Source organism: Pedobacter xixiisoli (genome assembly GCF_900215335.1).
In the GTDB taxonomy this organism is placed as follows: domain Bacteria; phylum Bacteroidota; class Bacteroidia; order Sphingobacteriales; family Sphingobacteriaceae; genus Pedobacter; species Pedobacter xixiisoli.
Window position 1 is genome coordinate 1,132,801 of record NZ_OCMT01000002.1, and the last position, 23,991, is coordinate 1,156,791.

Sequence of the window (23,991 nt, forward strand, 5' to 3'; positions counted from 1 at the left end):
TCATTTAAAAGCACTGAATTTATTGATTCAACTCTTGCATTTTCTTTCGAAAAGCATGACCCTACACATACCTACTATATTCCTGCCACAACAATACTTTATTCAATTCTAGAGATCCCGAAGCGGCCGCCGCGAAAAACAAGTTAAATACCAAAAACAAAATCAACCATTTAACTTAAAATAATCTTTAGAAACATGATTAATCAAAAAATACAATCAATAGCAATACTTGCTACACTATTCATTTCAATCGCTTTTAGCGCCTGCAAAAAAGACAGAAACACTGAAAGCTTTGCAAACGGACCGAATGTTAATTTGTATGCATTAACCAACGATGGCAAACTGCTGTGGTTTAATGCGCAAAACCCACAATCCATCACTTCTCAAGCTACCATCTCCGGACTTGTGACAGGAGATAAGATTGTTGGAATTGATTTTAGACCAGCAACGGGACAGCTATATGGACTTGGCAGCAACAGCTATGTTTATGTAATTGACCCAAAAACTGGTGTATCTAGAGCAATTAACTCAGCTCCATTCACTCCAGCACTTTCGGGCACTAGTTTCGGCTTCGATTTTAACCCAACAGTAGATAGGATTCGTGTAGTAAGTCCGAGCGGCCAAAACCTACGTTTAAACCCAGAAAACGGAGCTGTAGCAGCAACAGACCTTAACATCACTGTTACTGGCGCAAAAATTGGAAGCGTTGCTTACACTCAAAATAGAGCAGGAGCAGCCACTACAACCTTATTTGATATTGATGCGACCACAGACAAACTTTACAAACAAGATCCACCAAATGATGGAAAGCTCATGGAAATTGGCAGTTTAGGTTTCGATATTGATGAAACTGGAGGTTTTGACATCAGTCCGGATGGCAGCGCAGCACTCGCTGTACTTGGTCACGTTGGCAAGTCATCGCTGTTTACTATCGACATCAACACAGGAAAAGCAGCTAAAATTGGTGACTTTAACCAACAAATCATTGGAATTGCCATTCCAACAGAACCAGTGGCCTACGCTATTTCAGCAAACAATGAGTTACTAATCTTTAACCACACCAGCACAACACCTACAGCTGTTACAAAATTAATTACAGGTATACAAGCTGGCGAAAGTATTCTCGGCTTAGACATGCGTCCTAAAAACGGGCAGCTTTATGCACTTGGCAGTTCTTCTAGAATATACACGATCAATGCTTCTTCTGGAGTTGCAACCGTAGTTGGCGGTCAATTATCAACTTCACTTACTGGCTCCCAATTTGGTTTCGATTTCAACCCTGTTGTGGATAGAATTCGAATTGTAAGCAACCTTGGTCAAAACCTAAGGATTAATCCTGATGATGCCGTTGTAGCAGTAGACGGTGCAATCACCTCTGTTACCGCTTCTGTAAGTGGTGCTGCATACACCAACAATTTTACAGGCACTACAAGCACGGTATTATTTGATATTGATGCTTTAGGAGATAGACTTTACAAGCAAGATCCGCCCAATAATGGCACATTAGTAGATGTTGGCCCACTTGGAACCAATGTAGAAAGCGCTAATGGATTTGACATTGGCGGAACTAGCGGTATTGCTTATGGCATTTTCACCGTAGGCAGCACCCAACGCATATACACCGTAAATCTAACTACCGGAGCAGCCACTCAAATGGCTGTATTTGCACCTGCAGCGAAGGCTTTTACACTTGGCTTAGGTTTTTAATAATAAGAAGTTCTGCAGTGTACTTCATTGCAGAACTTCTTATCAAACTGAACAAAAAAGTTCTTTTAGAATCCCAGCTTTTGTGCATTAAACCTCAAATTTTGTATTTGTAATTTTATTTAAAAAACCTCCTCTAAAAATCGTCTCATTTTCATACCTTTGCGGCTCAAAGCAAACCCCTCAAAATGAGCCAATCAGTAAAGATCAAAAACGCCTTAATTTCAGTTTATTATAAAGATGGTTTAGCACCATTAGTGGAGTACCTTGGCAAGCAAGGTGTAACCTTATTTTCTACCGGTGGAACCGAGCAATTCATCAAAGACTTGAACGTTCCTGTTACCGCTGTAGAAGATTTAACTAGCTATCCTTCTATTTTAGGTGGACGTGTGAAGACTTTACACCCTAAAGTTTTCGGTGGTATTTTAAACCGCAGAAATTTGGCTGGCGATCAAGAACAAATTGCTCAGTACGAAATCCCAGAAATTGACTTGGTAATTGTAGATCTTTATCCTTTTGAGGAAACCGTAAAAGGTGGTGGAACTGACGAAGAAATTATTGAGAAGATTGACATTGGCGGAATCTCATTAATTAGAGCTGCTGCTAAGAACTTTAACGATGTGGTAATCATTGCATCGAAAGATGATTATTCGAGTTTATTAATGCAACTACAAGAGCAAGATGGCGAAACTACTTTAGCGCAACGTAAGGCTTTCGCTAAAAAAGCGTTCCATACTTCTTCTCACTACGACACGGCTATCTTCAATTATTTCAACAATGAAGAGCCTTTAAACGTTTTCAAAGAAAGCATTGCTAGTGCACAAACTTTACGTTACGGAGAAAATCCTCACCAAAAAGGAACATTCTACGGCAATTTAGATGAGATGTTCACCAAATTGAACGGAAAAGAGTTAAGCTACAACAACTTGGTAGACGTAGATGCTGCTGTGAGTTTAATTGATGAGTTCGAAGAGCCTACTTTTGCCATCTTAAAACACACTAACGCTTGCGGCGTGGCTTCTAGAAGCACAGTTAAACAAGCGTGGATTGATGCCTTAGCTTGCGATCCAGTTTCTGCATTTGGCGGTGTTTTAATTACCAACAGAGAAGTTGATTTGGCAACTGCTGAAGAAATCAACAACTTATTTTTTGAGGTTCTAATTGCACCTAGCTACGAGCAAGCGGCGATTGACTTGTTTAAAACAAAGAAAAACCGTGTTATCTTAAAACGTAATTACGTTGAATTGAACAAAAAACAATTCAAAACTTTATTAAACGGTGTAATTGAGCAGGATAAGGATTTAATTATCGAAGGTCCTGAGCAAATGACGGCTGTTACTGAAAAAGCACCTACAGCACAAGAATTAAAAGACCTACATTTCGCTAATAAAATTGTAAAACACACTAAATCTAACACTATTGTTTTGGTTAAGGATGATGTTTTAATTGCTAGTGGTGTGGGTCAAACTTCTAGGGTTGATGCTTTAAGACAAGCGATTGAAAAAGCTGCTTCTTTTGGTTTTAGCGTACAAGGTGCTGCCATGGCTTCTGATGCTTTCTTCCCTTTCCCTGATTGTGTGGAGATTGCTGCTGATGCTGGTATCACTTCGGTTTTGCAACCAGGCGGTTCTATTAAAGATGCTGATTCTGTAGCGAAAGCTAACGAAAAAGGTATTGCAATGGTAACTACTGGCGTAAGACACTTTAAGCACTAAACAGGGGTCAGGAATCAGTGGCTAGGAATCAGTTTTGAAATACTGGCTGTATACAACCCTACAGGTTTTTAAAACCTGCAAGGTTTGACAGAGAGGTTTTGATTTTCAAACAGAAAAAAGAAACTTAATATAATATTTTGTCTAATTTTACATTTAGATATTAGACATTTTTGTTAATACATACAATAACATACCTCTTACATGGGATTATTTAATTGGTTTACGCAGGAAGTTGCCATTGACCTTGGCACTGCGAATACCCTTATTATACATAACGATAAAGTTGTGGTTGATGAGCCTTCTATTGTGGCTTTCGACAGATCGACAAATAAAATTATTGCTATTGGCCGCCAGGCGATGCAGATGGAGGGTAAAACCCACGATAACATTAGAACCGTTAGACCTTTGAAAGATGGTGTAATTGCAGATTTTAACGCTGCAGAAGCCATGATTAAAGGAATGATTCGTATGCTAAACGGCGGTAAAGGATGGATGTTCCCTTCGTTGAGAATGGTGATCTGTATTCCGTCTGGTATTACTGAGGTTGAAAAACGTGCGGTTAGGGATAGTGCAGAAATTGCTGGAGCTAAAGAAGTTTACTTGATCCACGAACCGATGGCTGCTGCTGTAGGTATTGGAATTGACGTGGAAGAACCAATGGGTAACATGATTATTGATATTGGTGGTGGTACTACTGAGATTGCAGTTATTGCTTTGTCTGGTATTGTTTGCGACCAATCTATCCGTGTGGCGGGAGATAACTTCGACTCTGATATCGTGAACTACATCCGTCGTCAGCACAACATTATGATTGGTGACCGTACGGCAGAAAAAATCAAGATTGAAGTTGGTGCGGCATTGCCAGAATTGAGTGATCCACCTGCTGATTTCGCAGTTCAAGGACGTGATTTGATGACTGGTGTGCCTAAGCAAATTACGGTTTCATACACTGAAATTGCACATTGTTTAGATAAATCAATCTCTAAAATTGAGGAAGCGATTTTGAAAGCGCTAGAGATTACTCCTCCAGAACTTTCTGCTGATATTTACCAAACTGGTATTTATTTAACTGGTGGCGGTGCTTTGTTAAGAGGCTTGGATAAACGTGTGGCTGCAAAAACTAAATTGCCTGTTCACGTTGCCGAAGATCCACTACGTGCTGTAGTGCGTGGTACAGGTATCGCCCTGAAAAACATTGGAAATTATAAATTCTTAATGCAATAATTCGAGTTGCGAGTTACGAGTTGCAGGTTAAAAGTCTTGGCTCGTAACTCGTAACCCATAACTCCTAACCTAAATGCGTAACCTTTGGATTTTTCTTAGTAGATACAACGCATTTTTCTTTTTCATCATCTTTTTTACCGTTGGAATTATTTTAACGATTAGGAATAATGTATACCAACGCAGCGTTACCTTTAGTTCTACTAATGAAGTGGTTGGTACAGCTTACAAGCGTTTAAACGTAATTAAGCGTTATTTAAACTTGGTACAGGTAAATGATAGTTTAGCAGCAGAAAATGCAGCGCTTAAAACTCAATTATTGGCCATTGCAAGTATCGATAGCACGCAAATTACGAAAATAAGAGACACGATTAGCCACCAACAGTACACCCTAATTTCTGCCAAAGTTTTTAAAAACTCTGTTACTTTAACCAATAATATCATCACCATTAACAAAGGGATTAAAGACGGTATAATGAAAGATATGGCAGTAATTTCTCCAATTAGAGGTGTGGTTGGTTTTGTTCAAAACGTTTCGGAAAATTTCGCGACCATACGTCCTTTACTCAATCAAGAAACTGCAATTAGTGTGGTTTTGAAAAAGGATAATGCTTTTGGTAGCTTGGTTTGGGGCGATGATAATTTCGATTACCGCAAAGCGCAAGTGAAAGAAATACCTAACCACTACAAAGTTAAAGTTGGTGATACGATTGTAACATCAGGCTTTGGTGGTTTTCCAAAAGGAATTGAAGTGGGCAGAGTAACCAATACGATAAGTACAGGCGATAGTTTCATGACTTTAGAAGTTGCTCTATTTAACAACTTTAGTACCTTACAGATGGTATATGTAGTGAAAGATAAATTTGCAGAAGAAATAAAATCGATACAACCAGAAGTAAAAAATGAACAGTAGAGTTGTAATAATAAATATTTTCAGATGGATAGTCCTGTTGTTTATACAGATATTTCTCTTGCGCAATATGGCTTTTTACAATCTTTCTACGCCTTTTATTTACGTGCTGTTCATTTTGGTGTTGCCCTTTAGCACACCCAACTTACTTTTATATATCATCGCATTCATTACGGGCCTAACGCTTGATACCTTTTACGATACACTCGGCGTACATACAACCGCCTGTGTTGCTTTAGCTTTCGTAAGAATTCTTTTTATCTCTGTAAGTTTAAACAGAGAAGCTATTGACGAACCTGAGCCTTCTTTAGGAAATATGGGCTTTAGGTGGTTTTCTTTATATGCAGTATTGTGTATTTTTGCTCATCACATCGTATTATTCTTCCTAGAAGCGTTTAAATTTACATCAATAACTTACACTTTGGGAAGAGCATTGCTGAGCGTAGTATTTACACTGTTTACTGTATTACTGGTAGAATTTATCTTCCATAATAGAAAATCGGCTTAATGGACCAACTGTTTAATAGAAAATATATTATACAAGGCTTATTTGTTCTACTTGCGCTAACATTGTTGGGCAGGCTTTTCTATATACAGGTTGCTAGCGATAAATATTTCCTTGATGCCAACAATAATGCTTTACGTAAAAAATTCATCTACCCTGCTCGTGGTGTAATTACCGACCGTAATGGACAAGTTTTAGCACAAAACCAACCCACTTATGATTTAATGGTAACGCCTAACGAGGTTAAACCTTTCGATACGCTTTCGTTATGTAATATCATTGGCATTACGATGGAAGATTTTAGAAAGAAATTCCATAAAGCAGTGGTACAATCAAGATACCAAGCTTCGATATTCCAAAAATTGCTTTCTGTACAAACCTATGCTACTTTACAGGAACGAATGGCGAATTTCAAAGGATTTGAGGTGCAAAAAAGAACCATCCGTTATTACCCCGACAGTATAGGTGGTCAGTTTCTAGGTTACATTAGAGAAGCTAATCAGCGTGAAATAGAAAAACATCAAGGTTATTATAAACCTGGCGACTACATTGGAAAATCTGGAATTGAAAAGCAATACGAGGTTGACCTAAGAGGAACAAAAGGCGTAAGGAACATGCTTTACAATGCTCATAATGTGGCGCAAGGAAGTTATGCCGATGGAAAATTTGACTCTTTAGCAGTTTCCGGAGAACAACTTACCACCACCATTGATGTGGAAATACAAAAATTGGGAGAACAACTACTGAATAACAAAGTAGGAAGTATTGTTGCCATCGAACCTGCTACGGGTGAAGTATTAGCGTTCGTGAGTAGTCCTGGTTACGACCCGAATATGATGGTTGGTCGCGAGACCGGTAATAACTACATGAAGATATTCTCAAACCCTTATCGTCCATTCTTCATTCGTCCGTTAAAAGGTAGATATTCTCCAGGTTCTGCATTTAAGCCTTTAAGTGCCTTAATTGCTTTGCAAGAAGGCTTGATCAATGAAAACACTACTTTCAATTGCCCTGGGTATTATCAAGTAGGCAGAACAAGGTTCAAGTGCGAACACGTTGATGGGAATATCGCCCTGAAGAGAGGTATTGCCCGTTCTTGCAACACTTATTTCTGGAGCATCTTTGAAAAAGAGATGATGAAGAAAGGCAGAAAGAATCAACATAAAGCGTACGATGAATGGCAAGAAAAAGTACGCAAATTTGGCATCGGTGATACTTTGGGGGTTGATTTTCCAGGGGAAAGTGCCTACAAATTATTCAGGGCAGAAGACTATACCAAACGTTACAGCAAATACTGGAACTACGGAACCATTTTATCCGTAGGAATTGGTCAGGGAGAGATTACTACTACTCCATTACAAATGGCTAATATTATGGCCATTATTGCCAATAAAGGTTATTACATTAAACCTCACTTGGTAAAAGGAATTGGCAGCGATAAACGTATCGACCCAAAATATAAGGAAAAACATTATGTTGGTGTAGATGCGAGACATTTTGGGCCAGTGATAGATGGAATGCAGGACGCTGTAAATAGTCCAATTGGAACAGCAAGAGAATCAATGATACCTAATATCTTGATGTGCGGCAAGACAGGAACAGTGCAAAATACACATGGCAAAAACCATTCGGTATTCATCGGCTTTGCCCCTCGAGATAATCCTAAAATTGCCATTGCAGTCATTGTAGAAAACGGTGGTTACGGCGGTGCTTATGCTGCGCCAATTGCCAGCTTCATTACCGAAAAATATTTAACAGATAGTTTAAAAGGCAGAAGAATTAATGGTGCCACCGTTGAACAATACAAAGCGGACAACCTACTTCCAGTTTTAAAAGACAAAATACCTAAACAGAAACCTAAAGTAGATACCAGCAAAGTAGATACAACTAAAAAAACAGCTCCGTTAAAAACTACTGTAGCTAGCAATACATTTAACAAAACTGCCATAGCACCTAAAAGCAATGCAACAACAGAATAATAGATTCTTCTTTAATGTTGATTGGATTACCATATTAATTTATATGGCTCTGTGTGCTGTTGGCTTCATCAATATTTTTTCTGTACAATACGACCCTGACAAATCTGAGGCTTTTAGTTTCGCTGCCGAATATGGGAAACAACTGATTTTTATCATTTCTGGTTTGATATTAGGTCTCTCTATACTCCTGTTAGATTCTAAATTTTTCAGTGTTTTTGCTCCTGTAGTGTACGGCATAACCATTATTTTGCTGATTACGGTTTTGGTAGTTGGTAGAAATGTAGGTGGTAACCAAGCTTGGATTCCCTTGGGTTCCTTTCGTCTGCAGCCTTCAGAATTTGCCAAGTTTGGCACCGCGTTGTTATTAGCTAGGTACATCAGCACTTTCAACCTAAAGCTAAACACGTTTAAACCCATTATTATCTGTGCAGCAATTATTGTGTTGCCAATGGCCTTAATCATGCTTCAGCCAGACGCAGGTTCGATGTTGGTGTTCCTATCTTTCATGTTTCCTCTGTACAGAGAAGGTCTACCAGGAAACCTATTGATTATCTTTTGGGGAGCGGTACTTTTGTTTATCCTCAACTTATTCGTCACTCCTTCTTTGCTTATCATCAGTATTTTAATTATTGGAGGATTGTTTGCCTACAATACGAGGAAGAGAGTTCAGAAAGTGATTAATGTAGGTGTTATTACAGCAATTGCCATCTGCTATTTATTCGTAGCTAAGTATATTTTCGAAAATGTATTAAAGCCGCACCAACGCACCCGTATTGAACTTATTTTAGGTTTAACGAGCGACAATAGAGGAGCTGGATATAACGTGATACAGTCTAAAATTGCGATAGGTGCAGGTCAGCTGACAGGTCGAGGTTTTTTAGAAGGAACTCAAACCAAATACGACTACGTACCTGCACAAAGTACCGATTTCATTTTTTCTACTATTGGCGAAGAATGGGGTTTTGCAGGCTGTTTTGTTGTAATTGGATTATACGTTTTTCTCTTATTACGTATTTTAAACATGGCCGAACGACAACGGTCTGTTTTCTCCAGAGTTTACGGCTATAGCATTGCCTGTATCTTATTCTTCCACGTATTTATCAATATCGGAATGACAATTGGCATTATGCCTGTAATTGGCATTCCATTGCCCTTTATTAGCTATGGAGGTTCGTCTTTATGGAGTTTTACGATATTGCTATTTATCTTCCTAAAGTTGGATTCTAATAGGATGGGGTTTATTTAGAAGGAGCAAGGATTAAGGAGCAAAGAGCAAGGAATAGAAATTATACATCCAAAAAAGGAAGTCCTTGTTCTTTGTTCATTTATCCAAATCTAATCTTTAAACCTCTTATTCAGCAGCAAATAAAACTTATCTACGGTAGCTTGTTTATCGGCCCAGTTGTTCTTTACAGCGTAGTTCTTTTGGAAGAAGTTATCAGCAGCATCAAAGTTTGGCATTTTATTGGCGATGTCGATAGCCTCTGCATAAGCCAAATTATAACCATTGAACAAATCTTTGATGTAAAGCAATTTATCGTTAAGGTTAATGGCTGCTTTCAAATCTGATATTACCGCACCAGAAGTTTCATTGATTCTTGAACTGACATTTTTTCCAGCTAAAATATCATTTAAGGTAGGCTTGTAAGTGGTTTCTACTTCTACAGTTTTCGTCTCTGTAACCACTGTTTTAACTTCTACTACTGGAAGCTCAACTTTTTCAATTACAGGCTCCACAACTGGTGGTGAAACTGGAATTGGAACCGCTACTTCCTGCTTTTCTTCTTCGTGATGTACCAAAAAAGGCTCTGGACCAACTTCATCTTCCTCTAAATCTTCAGGGTTACGAATCAAGTTTTCCTTTACCTTCTTCTTTTGCTCTAAAATCAGCGCTTCTTCTCTACTTAAGGGTCTATCAAAAAGCTGTTCAGTAGTTTTCTCTTCGAAATCGAATTTATCATCCTCTGTAAAAGCTTCTCTATTTAGAATAAACTCAAAAGTTTGGTCTGGCTCCGAATCTAACCTAAAGATTTCCTTTTCCACCTCTTCAACAACTGGCTCGTCTATCTCAAAAACAGGAACAACAATTTCTTCTTCTCTTATCACTGGAGCTGATGCCGTTTCTTCCTCTTCCACTACATTAGCAAATGTAATGGCTTCCACTTGCTGTATATCCTTAAGCTCGTCACTTATTTCATCGTCAACCACCAATTCATTGGTCACTTCCTCAACTTTCTGCGTGAGCACTGGAGTTAAAACAGACAAGTTTAATTTCTTGATGATCTGGATATGGTCTGTCAAAAAACTAGCATTGGCTAAAAATAGTTCTAGCTCTAACTCACTTAACTGTTCGGGATTCTGAGCTAAAAACTCATACTGTTCGTTCAATTCGTTAAGTATATTTCCTAGTTTTTTGAAAAGAGCTTCTTGCTTCATCTGCTATTTTATTTCTTTATATTATCCACTGAGGCAAAGCCTACTAAGTTTCAACAATTATTAAACCATAATGTTGTAACGAAAGTTTTGGCTTTTTATGTTGGTAACTGACAATCAAAAATACTATAAAAATCTTTTATATTTGGCTAAAAATACCTTTACAATGTTATTTAGCGAGCAAAATTTTAGACGGGGAGAGTTCAGTGGTAGTATTGAAGTTGTTTGTGGCTCCATGTTTTCTGGCAAAACAGAAGAACTCATCAGACGACTAAAAAGAGCTCAAATTGCTAAACTTAATGTAGAGATTTTTAAACCCAAAACAGACACCCGTTACGACGATACCGCTGTAGTATCTCACGATAAAAATGCGATACAATCTACTCCAGTTGACCACTCTTCTTCCATTTTATTGTTAGGAGCAAACACACAAGTGGTAGGCATTGATGAAGCTCAGTTTTTTGATGACGGACTTCCTGAAGTTTGCAATACCTTGGCTAAAAAAGGAATTAGGGTAATTATTGCAGGGTTAGACATGGATTTTCTAGGTAAACCCTTCGGGCCAATGCCCGCATTGATGGCCATTGCAGAACACGTTACCAAAGTAAATGCAGTTTGTATGCAATGTGGTAGTCCAGCGGTTTATTCGTTCCGTACTTCTGCTAGCGAAACGAGGGTATTACTGGGCGAAAAAGATAGCTATGAGCCTCGTTGTAGAGCTTGCTTTAATAAGGATTAATTCGGTTAAGTGTTTGAACTGGTTAATTGTAGGATAAAAGAATAAAGAGCAAAGATTAAAGACAAACAGTTTAACCTATCTATTTAGACACAATCATCTTCTTAGCCTGCTTATAGTTTGAAGTTTTCAGTTGATAAGTGTACACTCCATTAGCAAATTTGCTCACATCCACATAAAAACGATAGCTCCCCGCGTCTAAAGTCCCATTGGTTACCTTACCTACTTTTCTCCCTGTAACATCGTAAATAGTAATATCAACATTGGTTCTTTCAGGCAAGTCTAAAGGAATAAACGTAAAGGTTTTCGCCTGATTGGGATAGTTTTGCTTTAGCGCATACTCCACAGGGATACTTTTAATTCGATCGGTTAATACTTCCTTGTATTTAAGCTCAGCGGCAGCTCCTATCGTCGTCAATTGACTTAGGTTATCTCCCGCCACAAAAGCATAGGCAACTTTTACGGTTCCATTTTTTGCGATATTGTAAGGGCCGCTGCCTATGGTAAACATCACATCGTAACCATTGGCATTATCGTGTCCCAAACCTGTAGCATGTATACCAGATGTTAATGTTTGATACTTTTCTGCTACAGTAAAATTGTTATCCGCCAACAAACTATTGGGCAACTGATACGACAACGGATAATAAGCGGGAGCTGTACTTAAACTCAACAATCGTATGCCGGCGTATGGATAAGCCGCATTTTTCTTCGCATAAACGTAAGCAGTTTTTGTAGTTGCGTCATATTGGGTTGCATTAGCAGATGCATCATCCAAATCCCAATCAGTAAATAAACCAGTGTAGATATTTTGTAAATCGGCGTTACTAGTATTAGTGATTTCATATTCCATGATGACGTATTTTTCATCCGCTGTAGAACTGAAAGCTAGTGCCCTAGAAAGAATGCTCAAACCCAATGGATTTGTACTGCCTGCATCAGTAAATACACTGGTACCTTCAAATGCAGCCTTAGACGAAGCAACCATTGCTGCTGTTTGTTGCCTCTTAAAATCTTCGCTACTTGCAGCAGAAGCTCTGGCGTTATTCATTACCTGTGTTTCAGATTTAGCGATTAGCAAAGCCGCTTCAAACAGCATATTCTCATCTTTATACATGAAACCTAAACCTGCAGCAGCATTAGCTTTGCTATAACCTACCCTACCATTAGAGGTAAGTGTAGTACTAATTTTATTAACGGCAATATTGAGATAATCTAGTGCAACTACCGTTTTGAAACTCTCCGAATCTACGTAGGCGCCGTTATTGCCAGTGTATCTTAAAGTCAAAATGACCTCATGATTTTCTGGAGCACCAGCTAATACCTTTACCCGCATTGGCCCAATTCCTGTCTTCGTTTCTAAACTAGTAAAATTACCGGCACTGATATTTTGATCTACAACTTGTACAAATGCACTATTGCTCGTTATATTCACGGTCAATCCCGTTACTGGAATCAGGAAGTTTTTCAAAGCAAATTGCAAGGTTATTTCTGTATTTGGCGCCCTATTTCCTAAGCTTTGGTCGCTGATGGAAACGCTTTGTGCACGAACCGAAGCGGGGCTTTCTGTTAATGCTCGAAGAATATTTAAGCGTCCCTTGCCCAACAAATTCACATAATTAGGATTTAGCGCATCGATATTGTCAGCCGTTGTTCTTAATATTTCGCCAATCTGCAAGCCTGTGTAATTTGGGTATTTAGCTTTAAGCAACGCTGCTGCACTAGAAACCAACGGTGCCGACATAGAAGTTCCCGAATAATAGCCATAACTATTATTGTAAATCGTGTTGTAAATCCCCTGTCCTGGAGCAGACAAATCTACATACGTACCGTAGTTGGAGCCTGAGTATTTAGTATCGTTGGGGTTTACATTTGCCACTGCCAATACACCTTCAAAAGCAGCAGGATACACAGGGTTATCGTTCCCAGAATTGCCGGCAGCAGCTACGACCAGACAACCTTTGCTGATGGCGTAATTCACCATTTCTTGCCCAAACTGACCGCCGCCAGCACCACCCCACGAACAATTGATGATATGCGCACCTTTATCCGCCGCATATTTGATTCCTTCATAACCTTTGTAAATAGAAGTTCCATTATCGTCAGCACCTGCTTTTACGATGAGTAACTTTGCATTATAAGCCAAACTTGCAACACCAACTCCATTATCTGAAACAGCACTCGCTATGCCACTTACATGCACACCGTGTTCTGCCCCATGACTTTTTACATTCGGGTCATTGTCGCCAATCATAGTAGTTGCAGAAGCACCACAAAAATCCCAACCAGCGTAATTATCTATGTAACCATCTCCATCATCATCAATTCCATTTATAGGATCGGCAGTGTTGTAATAAATGTTGGCTGCCAAATCTGGATGGGTAGTTTCAGAACCAGAATCTACAATCCCAATGATGACGTTGGAAGAATTTTTCAAAACATCCCACGCCTGTGGAGCTTTAACCTGTGGCAAGTAAAACTGGCTACCATACGAAACATCATTGGGTGTGTACCAAGTGCTGTGAATATAACTTGGTTCCACATAAGCTATACTTTCGTTCTGTAATAAGGTGTTGATGGCTGTTTCTATCTTAGCATTACCCTGATATTTGGCATGGTAATAATTCTCAAAATGGAAGCCTTTATCGTTGGTAGAAGCTTGACTTGCTTTAGCACCAGAATTGAAAATCGGCTCCAGCACTGTTAAGGAAATACCGTTGGCGCTCAATTCCTTTTCGGCGCTTTGCGTAGCAATATCTAACCTTGTCCCCTCTTTAAATTTGATGACCAAATTATTGGGAAGATAGTCTTTCGAGGTAATTCCGGCAGGCAGCTTAAACTTAGCTTTTACCATTGGAGTTTGCTCGGTAAAAGCAAAAAGTACAAATAAGAAAATGATGAATAAGTAACTTTTTTTCATAGGTTTAATTGTGTTAATCTAAGTTACATAATATTTTAATTAGAAATATCGACGTACTTTTCGCCCGCTATATTGTCTCTTTTACCCCCTTCAACATCAACAATTTTCGTGAAATTTGGTTATATTCATTAAACAAATCAACCATGACAAAAGATATTTGGCTTAACCTGCCAGTTAAAGACATTCAGAAAACCACTGATTTTTTTGAGAGAATTGGTTTCACGTTAAATAATCATGCACCAAAAAGTGATGCTATGGCTTCCTTTAAAATTGGACAGAGAGACTTTATCATTAACTTCTTTAGTGAAGAGGTGTTCAGTAGTTTTACGCCTTTTAAAATCGCTGATTTAAACGATAAAACGGAATGTTTGATTTCTATAGATGCAGAAAGCGCCACAGAAGTTGATGAAATTTTAGCGAAAGCTGAAGCCGCAGGTGCTGACATTTATGCAAAAGGTGGAGAAAAAGACGGCTGGATGTATGGTGGTGGCTTCACAGATTTAGATGGGCATAAATGGAATGTTTTATTCATGGATTTTAGTAAATTCAAACAATAAATTATTAATAAGCCAAAGATGCACAGATACCTATTGGATTTTTAGAGGATATAAAAGGTATTTTTTAAACATCATTTATATATCTGTGCATCCCGATATCGGGACAAGTGCTGTGGCTAAAAACTTGTTACTATGGAAAGAATATATTTCAAAATCGAAATTGATGCGCCCAAAGAAAAAGTATGGGATATCCTTTTAGGAGAAACCAGCTACCCAAAATGGACTGCAGTTTTCGCTGAAGGCTCAAGAGCAATAACCGATTGGCAAGCTGGAAGTAAAGTATTTTTTGTAAATGCTGAAGGCGATGGTATGGCCTCTAAAATCGCTGAACATATGCCTAACGAATACATTTCCATCCAACACTTAGGCTTTTACAAAAATGGTGTGGAAGATTATGAAAGTGAAGAGGCAAAAAAATGGGGCGATGTTTTTGAGAACTACAAGCTGAGCACCAAAGACGGCAAATCGCTATTAAGTGTAGAAATGGATACTAACGAAGAATATAAAAGCTATTTCGAAGAGAAATGGCCTTTAGCTTTGGAGAAAGTTAAGGAATTGGCGGAAGAGGCTTAGTAGACATATTAAGATTAGCAGAAATATTAAAACTTACGTCATTTCGAACACGGTGAGAAATCTAGCGACTTGAAAAATGAACAGCTAGGCGCAAGTCGCTAGATCTCTCCTCGTAACCTCGTTCGGAGATGACGAACTATTTAAGTAACCCTTAATTTCTTACTACAGTTTTAATCAGCGAGTGACCTAGTCATTTCCGTCATTTCGAACGCAGTGAGAAATCTAGCATGCCATCAAATTAATAATATCAAGACTTTAGATTTCTTTTCATACCTCGTTCGAAATGACGAAACTGACTTGGAAATTATTGCTATTTTTAACTATGGAAAGAGGCGGATACATCTACATACTTACCAACGTTAACCGTTCTGTACTCTACATAGGAGTGACTTCAGATTTAGTTTTTCGTTTAATAGAACATCGAGAGAAAGTACATTCGCAATCTTTTACAGCGAAATATAATGCAATAATTTGTGTCTATTACGAAACATTTACAGATATCGTAGCAGCTATAGAGCGAGAAAAAGAAATTAAAAAATGGCGAAGAGAAAAGAAGGAACAATTAATTAATACTGTAAATCCATCTTGGAAAGATTTTTGGAATGAAGTGAAGGAGTGGTAGAATATTTAGCCATATCTGCAATATCAAACTAACAGAAAGCTTCTTACTTCCATCGTTTCTAAACAAAATTAAACGTAGTCAAAAATCATCTAACATCCAGTCAAATTAATAATATCAAATCGCTAGATCTCTCCTCGTTCCTCGTTCGAGATGACGAACTATTTAAGTAACCCTTAATTTCTTACTACAGTTTTAATCAGCGAGTGACCTAGCCATTTCCGTCATTTCGAACGCAGTGAGAAATCTAGCAACTTAGAAAATCAACATGTACAATAAAATAACAGAATGCTAGATCTCTCCTCGTTCCTCGTTCGAGATGACGAACTATTTAAGCTAGAGCAATAAAAAAATCCCTCGATGAACTATCGAGGGATTTTTATAATTACTAGATACTAACACCTAGACACTAATTCCTATTTCCTATCTACCTACAAACTCGCCAAAGCATCATTTAAAGTAGCACTAGGGCGCATTGCTTTTCCAGCTAATTCATCATTTGGATGATAATAACCACCAACTTCTTGCGCTTTACCTTGAGCCTCGATTAATTCGCCAGTAATTTTCGCTTCGTTTTCAGCTAATGCTTTCGCTAAAGGAGCAAATCTGTCTTTAAGTTCAGCATCTTTAGTTTGTGCAGCTAAAGCCTCAGCCCAATATAAAGCTAAATAGAAGTGAGAACCACGGTTGTCGATAGTTCCTAATTTTCTACCTGGAGATTTATCCGTTGCTAAGAATTTCGCGTTAGCCTCATCTAAGGCATCAGCTAATACTTGCGCTTTTGCATTGTTTTGCGTTTGCGACAAGTGCTCTAAAGAAGCTTGTAACGCTAAAAACTCACCTAATGAATCCCAACGTAAGTAACCTTCTTTTACAAACTGCTCTACGTGTTTAGGTGCAGAACCACCAGCTCCAGTTTCGAACAAACCACCACCATTCATTAATGGAACGATAGAAAGCATTTTCGCTGAAGTACCTAGTTCTAAAATCGGGAATAAATCGGTTAGGTAATCACGTAATACGTTACCCGTTACCGAAATCGTGTCTTCGCCTTTGCGGATACGCTCTAAAGTAAATTTAGTAGCTTCAATTGGCGCTAGGATACGAAGATCTAAACCATTGGTATCGAAGTTTGGCAAATATTTATTTACTTTTTTAATGATTTCTCTATCGTGTGCTCTGTTCTCATCTAACCAGAAAACAGCAGGAGTGCTAGATAAACGAGCTCTATTTACTGCTAATTTAACCCAGTCTTGGATAGGAGCATCTTTAGTTTGGCACATACGGAAGATATCTCCGGTTGCTACAGCTTGTTCGAAGAAAACATTACCCGCAGCATCAGTTACACAGATTGTTCCATTAGCCGTAGCTTGGAAAGTTTTATCGTGAGAACCGTACTCTTCCGCTTTTTGCGCCATTAAACCTACGTTTGGCACCGAACCAATAGTTGTTGGATTTAAAGCACCGTTTTTCCTACAATCATCGATAGTTGCAGTATAAACACCTGCATAGCTTCTATCTGGAATAATCGCTACTGTATCTTGTGGCTTACCATCTTTATCCCACATTTGGCCTGAAGTACGAATCATTGCAGGCATCGAAGCATCTACAATTACATCTGAAGGAACGTGTAAGTTCGTAATGCCTTTATCAGAGTTTACCATGGCTAACGCCGGACCATGTGCGATAGTAGCATCAATTGCAGCTTTAACCTCCGCTTCTTGTGCGTGACCAGCAATTTTCGCATAAACATCGCCTAGACCATTACGTGTATCCACACCTAAAGTTTTAAAAAGTTCGGCATATTTAGTGAAAACCTCCGAAAAGTAAACCTCTACAATTGCACCAAAAATGATAGGGTCAGAAACCTTCATCATCGTTGCTTTTAAGTGTGCTGACAATAATACGTTAGCGGCTTTAGCTTGCTCAATTGCATCTACTACAAATGCTTTCAATTTAGCAAGGCTCAATACAGAGCTGTCAATTACTTCACCTGCTTTTAAGTTAGCTAAACCTTTCAATTCAGTTACAGCACCATCAGCACCTACAAATTCTATTTTAAATTGCGTGTCGTTTTCAACGGTAACAGATTTTTCTGAACCATAGAAATCGCCTTCGCTCATGCTTACCACTTTAGTTTTAGAATCTGATGACCAAGCGCCCATTGAATGTGGGTTAGCTTTTGCATAGTTCTTCACCGCTTTTGGTGCTCTACGGTCTGAGTTACCTTCACGTAAAACTGGATTTACAGCAGAACCCAATACTTTTGAATATTTTGCTTTGATTGCTTTTTCTTCATCAGTTTTGGCATCTTCTGGGAAGTTAGGTAATGCAAAACCTTGTGATTGCAATTCAGCGATAGCTTCTTTCAACTGTGGAATAGAAGCAGAAATGTTTGGCAATTTGATGATATTGGCCTCTGGTGTATTTGCCAATTGGCCTAGCTCTGTCAATGCATCTCCAATTTTTTGGTCATCTTTTAAAAACTCAGGAAAGTTCGCTAAAATTCTTCCTGCTAAAGAGATGTCCCTAGTTTCTACATCGATACCTGCCGAAGCCGTGAAAGCTTGTACGATAGGTAAAAGAGAATAAGTAGCCAACAATGGAGCCTCGTCTGTTTTGGTATAGATAATTTTTGATGAGTTTGACATGTATATTTATTTATGAAGTTTGAAAAATGTCCGCTAATAGCGAACCGATTGATAAAATCGTCTAAAGATAAAATAAACAAGCGAAAAATATAACAGCTTAGTGTTATTTATACATTAAAACAACGCAGAAACAATCAAATTAACACATTGGCGAGGACGCCAACGTGAGCAAACGTATTATCAAGAGTGCTCAATTAAATTTGACTATTGAAACCTATGTATCTATGTGGTTTCAATTTTTCGGCTACCCTTTTTTCAATTAGTTACTGTAACAAATCCACCATTGTCTCGTTCTAAACAAAACCTAAAATAAACTAAAACATGAACAGAGAAGAACTCATGCAATCCAAGTGGGTCAAAATCCTTTTTCCTATCATTATTTTAATTGTTGCCATAGGGATTTACCAAAACGGCTATGCTTTGGGCCAATGGATTTACGCTAAATTACATCCTTAAGACAGACTAGGTTTCTAAATTTAACTAACTTTGCCTCATTATTTTTTGAAGCGTAACTAAAAGCCCATGTCTATTACCAACGAAGCCGAATTACAAGGAATGCAAAAAGCCAGCGAAGCTGTAGCCCTAACGTTAAAAGCGATGAAGGACTATGCCAAGGTTGGAATGAGTACCAAAGAGTTAGATGATTTTGGAGGAAAGATGCTAGAAGAATTTGGTGCTAAATCTGCCCCTTTTCTTACTTATAATTTCCCTGGATATACTTGTATTAGCGTTGATAATGAATTTTGCCACGGCATACCTACTGCTCAAAGAATTTTGCAGGAAGGCGATCTGATTAATATCGATGTATCGGCAGAGCTCAACGGCTTTTGGTCTGACAATGGTTGCTCTTTTATATTGGGAGAGGATATCCATCAACATCAAAAATTAGTGAATGCTTCAAAAGAAATCCTACAAAAAGCCATTGCTAATATTAAAGGAGGTGTGCGTATTTCAGATATCGGACATTTAATAGAAACCGAAGCTAAAAAACGTGGCTACAAAGTGATTAAAAACTTGACTGGTCATGGTGTTGGTCGTAGTTTACACGAAGAACCGCATGAGGTTGCCTGCTACAAAGACCGCTTTAATTTAACTCGTTTCAAGAAAAACTCTGTAGTAGCTATCGAAACCTTCATCTCCACAGATTCTACCATTGCAGAAACTTTAGCAGATGGTTGGACCATGGTAGGCAACAGAGGTGGTTATATGGCTCAACATGAACATACTATCATCGTAACGGATGGTAAGCCTGTTATTCTTACAACAGGAAATGGTGTGTGGGATTAGTTAGGGGTCAGGAATCAGTAGTCAGGGATCAGTTGGTTTCATAACTCCTTTTCCTATTCTTGCCTAGTTTTTCAGCAGTTCTACTCCTAATGCCGTCATCCTCAGCTTGACTGGGGATCGTAATGCGGTAGCTAGGCTTTTAAAGATTACTTTAATCCGTGCTTGCACAGCCGTTGCTCGTCGCTAGCTTTTCGTCGTTGGAAATTAATTATTGGATTTTGGTTATTCTAGTTGACTATTGGTCATTCCTCATTTACTCTTTCAAATTCGCCTTGATAAACACCAATTGGTAATGAATGGCATCTGCCCAATATTTCCAGTTATGTGCTCCTGGGTTAGCAATAAAAGTATGTGGAATATTTTGATAGGTTAGCTTTTCATGCAAAGCCACATTTACCTTGTAAAAGAAATCTTCGGTACCACACTGTACAATTAAAGCTAGCGAGTTTGGCGTTAACAGATTAGTCAAATTAATTACCGAAGCATTATCCCAATTTGTAGGTTTTGCTGCATAAGTACCCAACAATTTTGTCATATCCCAGTTGTTTGGAAAAGGCCTGATATCTACACCACCGCTCATACTCCCAGCTACGCTAAATATGTCCTGATGTTTGAAAGCGAGATACAAAGCACCATGTCCGCCCATACTCAAACCTGTAATGGCTCTAGCTTTTTTATCGGCAATGGTTTTGTAATTTCCATCAATCCATTTGACCAACTCATGCGCAACATAGGTTTCGTATTTTGAGTTTGGTAGCTCTGGACTATCCAAATACCAACTATTATAATTACCATCAGGGCAAACGATAATCAACTGATGCTGGTCTGCCAAGGCTTTAATGGCTGGAACAGAATTCACCCAATTCGCATAATTACCAGAATAACCGTGCAACAAATACACCACAGCAAACTTACTTTTTTCTTTGTAATTGGCTGGCGTAACTACTACCGCCTTTATCTCCTTTTTCATAGAAGGGCTATAAGTTTTAACGGTATCTACGTTAGCCGCAGCAGCATTTAAAGCAATTAGTACAAAAAGAGAAAGTAATAGCTGTTTCATGGTTAATTTAAATATTCAATTGAAATTTTATTTTTTATGCGATGTTTAATTTACGCTCCAATTTAGGAATTCTAATTGAATTAATGCATGATATATTGAACAGGTGCATTGACTGGTCTACTTGAAAATTTGTCGGGTGTGAACCTAAATTTTAGAATAATCGTATTCATTAATTTTATGAGCTAATGGTTAGGATGCAGCATTTATTTAAGCAGCATAATTTTTACTACTTTCAATAATTGGATGTAGCATTCATTTTTTCCAGCACAAATGTCACTCTATTTTTGACGGTATCTTTTGGCAATTCCACCACTTCATATCCATAGTTGAGGTAGGTTGCTTTCATTTTCTTAAATGTATACAGTGCTTCGTCCCAAGTTTGCTTTCGCTCCTTATCAGTATGGTAAATCTCTTGCCAAGGTGGCAGCATAAAAACTTTGATGTTGTACAGTAATGTTTTAGCTAGTTGGTCCATTTCTGCAGAAATATTAAGACCTATCATATCGGCATAACAAATGGCATCTAAAATTCCTCGGTCAAAAAAGTAAATTTTATCATCGTTAACTGAAACTCTATGGTAACTCAATACCGCTGCCTCTAACATTAAATAGGTATAACGTTCTTTGTTTTTCCACGGAAGCCCATCCCCTCCGCTATCCATTTCTTCTTTAATGATTGCTCTTGCATTTTCAGGGACAGTGTAATAGCTATGTTTAGCTAATTCATTTAAAAGCGTTGTTTTGCCAACTCCTGGACCGCCTGTAATTACATAGCAGTTATGCTTCCTTAAAGTCATATTTTAGATTTGAAAAGTGTTAAGAATTAACAAGTTTATGAAATTAAATTTTTCTCATTTTCGGTGCCGATCACGAAGCAAATAAATTTCTATGCTCTATTTTTCCTATATTCATCCAAAGATTACACCCCAGCAAACGGCAAAGTCTCTTAAAGTCCGTTCATATCCTATCAAACTTGCCTTTTAGCGCTAGATAGGTTTGGTATAGCCTCACTATCACTGGTTAATTCCTTTATTGCCTATTTTCAACAATAGGGGTTTCTACTGCGATCTTGGTTGGACTTGTTCATCTGTTTTTAGCACATATCGAACAAAACGCGAAGATGATATAACTGAAAATAAGCTATAAATAAATGCAAAATTATTGAACTTAGCCCAATCCCCTAACTTTCAATTCTTTTTCCACTTCAGCAGCTAAAATTTTATCATTTTTAGCATTCTTAACCACTAAATAGGTAATAATTAAAGGGAAGAAAGTAAACAGCCCGAAACCATTATTTACGACACTGTAACAGAAAATCCCGATAGTAAAACCAACAATTGCGGCATTCATTATCTTACCGTTTTTTAGTTCTTTGCTCTTTTTTAAAAGCGCTTCGTTGCTTAGTTCAGTTAGTTCCATATTCATTTTTATTGGGCGAAAAATGTTTCGCCCTTACTTCTTTTGTTATCTTATCCAACCGACTTTTTTCTTCCAAGCTTCTACCTCTTGTCTTCTTTTTTCGAGATCTTTAGGAGGCTGTTGATTTTCCTTCTTTGCATTTGCTCTAATTAACGCAGTTTGCTCTTCCAGCGTGTCTAGTCCAACAGAACTTCTCCTTTTATTCACTTCAACCAGGTCATCAAAAGCATTCGGACTCAATTCTCCATTTTCATCCCAATCGAATTGAGTTCCATACAATTGTGATTTCCCTTCGAATACAGCTATTCGGTCGTAAAGGTAGGCTAAACTTTTAGGTTCCGCATTTCCTTTCGCTACCTCGATTCTCAATAATTCTGCACATTTCTTCATCAACTGAGGTTGCTCAATAGCATGCTGTATGACCAACCAAGCAGCCTCACTCGCTTCTTTACCCACTTTTTCAACAGTAGGATAACCAATTACCGCTATAATTTCGTTCAAGAGTTTAGCATTACGGTTGTGCAAAGCTTTCATTTCTTCATCGTACCCTTCGCTAAGCCTTCCACTTTTAACTAGCTTTTCCCTTAATGCCAAATCTGCATTTTGCAGGTCAATTAGTTTTTCAGCAATTTGGTTGTAGTTCATTTTTTCTTTTAGATTTCTTTCTAAATCATCCTTCCACCGCACCTAAAGTATTGGTTTGTTCGTTTACCTTATGTACCGTTTGATCCAGTTCGCTTACAGAAGTTTCCAATAGCGAAAGCAACTGAGTTAAGCTTTCAATGTCGTTTAAACTTAATTTGAACATGGGCATTAGGCCTACTACGTTACTCAATGGGCGTCTAATTTCATGAGAGTTGAGCCAGGCAATTTCCCGCAGCCTTTGATTCTGTTCTTCGAGTAATTTACTGTAGGTTTTGGCCTGATCTATATCTTGCATAGCCCCCAATAATCTTAATGCTCGGTGCTCCTCATCCCTAATTACATAGCCCCTATCACTCACGTATTTATACGAGCCATTTTCACATAGGTACCGATATTCTGTATTCCATGTTAAATTCTCTCCTTTCACCAACTTTTCAAACAAAGAAATGATAGTCTCACGATCATCTGGATGGATACGTTTCATTTTCCAGAAGGTGTTTTGTACCACCACATCATCTTCATAACCAAAAAGCTCTTTGTAGCCATGTAGCCATTTTAGTTCATCCTTCGCGATATCGTAATCCCATATTAGATCATTACTAGCTTTAGTAACCAGTTCATAGTTATGAAGTGCCTCGTTAAGCTGTTGCTCCCTATTGCTAAGTTGCGCATTAAGCACCTGCTCTTTTAACAATAGTCTATGATACCTTCCGTTAATAATCCATACAATACTAACGATACTGATAATTAAAAAAAGTAAGTTTTTAATATCGTAGAGATATTGGAAACCAGATACAGACTTTACCGTCTTTAGTTCGTTAATGAGCCAAGAACCGCTAACCAACCAAAGGGCTCCCACCATTAAATAAACCACAACTAGAGTGATTGTAAATTTCTTCATTTCAAGGCGTTGTAAAAATAGATACGTTACCAAATATCTAAAAATTTTGAGATTAAAAGGCATAATAGCAGAGCTAAAAAGAGTAAAAGATCTGACAAAAACGCAATTTATCATCCATATTTTAGATATTACCGCTCTTAAAATTAATACTTGCAAA

The 23,991-nt window shown here is 38.1% G+C and carries 21 protein-coding genes; 13 read left to right on the forward strand and 8 right to left on the reverse strand.

The features are described 5' to 3' along the window. Positions 1-195: 195 nt before the first annotated feature. The 7 genes from CRO54_RS11130 to rodA all read left to right on the forward strand — a co-directional run bounded on the left by CRO54_RS11130 (position 196) and on the right by rodA (position 9,280). A complete protein-coding gene (locus CRO54_RS11130) occupies positions 196-1,707 on the forward strand; it encodes a DUF4394 domain-containing protein (protein ID WP_097131934.1) in 1,512 nt (503 codons plus the stop codon). Between the two features lie 185 nt (positions 1,708-1,892). After that, positions 1,893-3,419 carry a bifunctional phosphoribosylaminoimidazolecarboxamide formyltransferase/IMP cyclohydrolase gene (gene purH / locus CRO54_RS11135; RefSeq protein ID WP_097131936.1) on the forward strand — a complete coding sequence of 509 codons (1,527 nt, stop codon included), beginning with the start codon at positions 1,893-1,895 and terminating at the stop codon, positions 3,417-3,419. A gap of 201 nt (positions 3,420-3,620) precedes the next feature. Continuing rightward, the gene (locus CRO54_RS11140) at positions 3,621-4,643 is read left to right on the forward strand and encodes a rod shape-determining protein (RefSeq protein ID WP_097131938.1); all 1,023 of its coding nucleotides are present in this window, start codon (positions 3,621-3,623) and stop codon (positions 4,641-4,643) included. Positions 4,644-4,716: 73 nt separating this feature from the next. Further along, positions 4,717-5,553 (forward strand): rod shape-determining protein MreC, encoded by an 837-nt coding sequence (gene mreC, locus CRO54_RS11145; RefSeq protein ID WP_097131941.1) that lies wholly within the window; start codon positions 4,717-4,719, stop codon positions 5,551-5,553. Beyond that, positions 5,543-6,058, forward strand: a complete 516-nt coding sequence (locus CRO54_RS11150; protein WP_097131942.1) for a rod shape-determining protein MreD — start codon at positions 5,543-5,545, stop codon at positions 6,056-6,058. The genes mreC and CRO54_RS11150 overlap by 11 nt, the downstream gene beginning before the upstream one ends. Continuing rightward, complete coding sequence (gene mrdA / locus CRO54_RS11155) at positions 6,058-8,034, forward strand: penicillin-binding protein 2 (protein ID WP_097131944.1); 1,977 nt, start codon at positions 6,058-6,060, stop codon at positions 8,032-8,034. The genes CRO54_RS11150 and mrdA overlap by 1 nt, the downstream gene beginning before the upstream one ends. Continuing rightward, the gene (gene rodA / locus CRO54_RS11160) at positions 8,018-9,280 is read left to right on the forward strand and encodes a rod shape-determining protein RodA (RefSeq protein ID WP_097131946.1); all 1,263 of its coding nucleotides are present in this window, start codon (positions 8,018-8,020) and stop codon (positions 9,278-9,280) included. The genes mrdA and rodA overlap by 17 nt, the downstream gene beginning before the upstream one ends. 89 nt (positions 9,281-9,369) lie before the next feature. Here the strand turns inward: rodA and CRO54_RS11165 are convergent, their stop codons facing one another. Further along, on the reverse strand, positions 9,370-10,470 hold the full coding sequence (locus CRO54_RS11165; RefSeq protein WP_097131949.1) for a hypothetical protein: 1,101 nt from the start codon (positions 10,468-10,470) through the stop codon (positions 9,370-9,372). Between the two features lie 163 nt (positions 10,471-10,633). Here CRO54_RS11165 and CRO54_RS11170 point away from each other — a divergent pair, with 163 nt between their 5' ends. Next, positions 10,634-11,206: a thymidine kinase gene (locus tag CRO54_RS11170; protein ID WP_097132344.1), complete on the forward strand. Its 573-nt coding sequence runs from the start codon at positions 10,634-10,636 to the stop codon at positions 11,204-11,206. Positions 11,207-11,285: 79 nt separating this feature from the next. Here CRO54_RS11170 and CRO54_RS11175 read toward each other — a convergent pair whose 3' ends face one another. Beyond that, the gene (locus CRO54_RS11175) at positions 11,286-14,123 is read right to left on the reverse strand and encodes a S8/S53 family peptidase (RefSeq protein ID WP_097131951.1); all 2,838 of its coding nucleotides are present in this window, start codon (positions 14,121-14,123) and stop codon (positions 11,286-11,288) included. Between the two features lie 143 nt (positions 14,124-14,266). On the opposite strand from CRO54_RS11175, the gene CRO54_RS11180 reads away from it, so the two are divergent. From CRO54_RS11180 to CRO54_RS11190, 3 genes are all read left to right on the forward strand, one after another. Beyond that, on the forward strand, positions 14,267-14,680 hold the full coding sequence (locus CRO54_RS11180) for a VOC family protein (RefSeq protein WP_097131952.1): 414 nt from the start codon (positions 14,267-14,269) through the stop codon (positions 14,678-14,680). Between the two features lie 132 nt (positions 14,681-14,812). Continuing rightward, positions 14,813-15,253, forward strand: a complete 441-nt coding sequence (locus CRO54_RS11185; RefSeq protein ID WP_097131954.1) for an SRPBCC family protein — start codon at positions 14,813-14,815, stop codon at positions 15,251-15,253. 283 nt (positions 15,254-15,536) lie between these two features. After that, positions 15,537-15,875 (forward strand): GIY-YIG nuclease family protein, encoded by a 339-nt coding sequence (locus CRO54_RS11190; protein ID WP_244904290.1) that lies wholly within the window; start codon positions 15,537-15,539, stop codon positions 15,873-15,875. A gap of 428 nt (positions 15,876-16,303) precedes the next feature. Here CRO54_RS11190 and CRO54_RS11195 read toward each other — a convergent pair whose 3' ends face one another. After that, positions 16,304-18,523 carry an NADP-dependent isocitrate dehydrogenase gene (locus CRO54_RS11195; RefSeq protein ID WP_097131956.1) on the reverse strand — a complete coding sequence of 740 codons (2,220 nt, stop codon included), beginning with the start codon at positions 18,521-18,523 and terminating at the stop codon, positions 16,304-16,306. A 321-nt stretch (positions 18,524-18,844) separates the two neighbouring features. On the opposite strand from CRO54_RS11195, the gene CRO54_RS21595 reads away from it, so the two are divergent. Then, a complete protein-coding gene (locus tag CRO54_RS21595; RefSeq protein ID WP_262710536.1) occupies positions 18,845-18,979 on the forward strand; it encodes a hypothetical protein in 135 nt (44 codons plus the stop codon). Positions 18,980-19,045: 66 nt separating this feature from the next. Further along, positions 19,046-19,810, forward strand: coding sequence for a type I methionyl aminopeptidase (gene map / locus CRO54_RS11200; RefSeq protein ID WP_097131958.1), 765 nt, complete (start codon positions 19,046-19,048; stop codon positions 19,808-19,810). Between the two features lie 253 nt (positions 19,811-20,063). Here the strand turns inward: map and CRO54_RS11205 are convergent, their stop codons facing one another. The 5 genes from CRO54_RS11205 to CRO54_RS11225 form a co-directional block, all read right to left on the reverse strand. Then, a complete protein-coding gene (locus tag CRO54_RS11205; RefSeq protein WP_097131960.1) occupies positions 20,064-20,870 on the reverse strand; it encodes an alpha/beta hydrolase in 807 nt (268 codons plus the stop codon). 232 nt (positions 20,871-21,102) lie between these two features. Beyond that, entirely contained in the window at positions 21,103-21,666 is a 564-nt protein-coding gene (locus CRO54_RS11210) for an AAA family ATPase (protein WP_097131963.1), read from the reverse strand. A gap of 370 nt (positions 21,667-22,036) precedes the next feature. Continuing rightward, complete coding sequence (locus CRO54_RS11215; RefSeq protein WP_138765807.1) at positions 22,037-22,294, reverse strand: hypothetical protein; 258 nt, start codon at positions 22,292-22,294, stop codon at positions 22,037-22,039. 39 nt (positions 22,295-22,333) lie between these two features. Then, positions 22,334-22,933 (reverse strand): DUF6624 domain-containing protein, encoded by a 600-nt coding sequence (locus CRO54_RS11220; protein WP_097131967.1) that lies wholly within the window; start codon positions 22,931-22,933, stop codon positions 22,334-22,336. A gap of 25 nt (positions 22,934-22,958) precedes the next feature. Beyond that, positions 22,959-23,834, reverse strand: coding sequence for a PAS domain-containing protein (locus tag CRO54_RS11225; protein ID WP_171047880.1), 876 nt, complete (start codon positions 23,832-23,834; stop codon positions 22,959-22,961). Positions 23,835-23,991 lie beyond the last annotated feature (157 nt).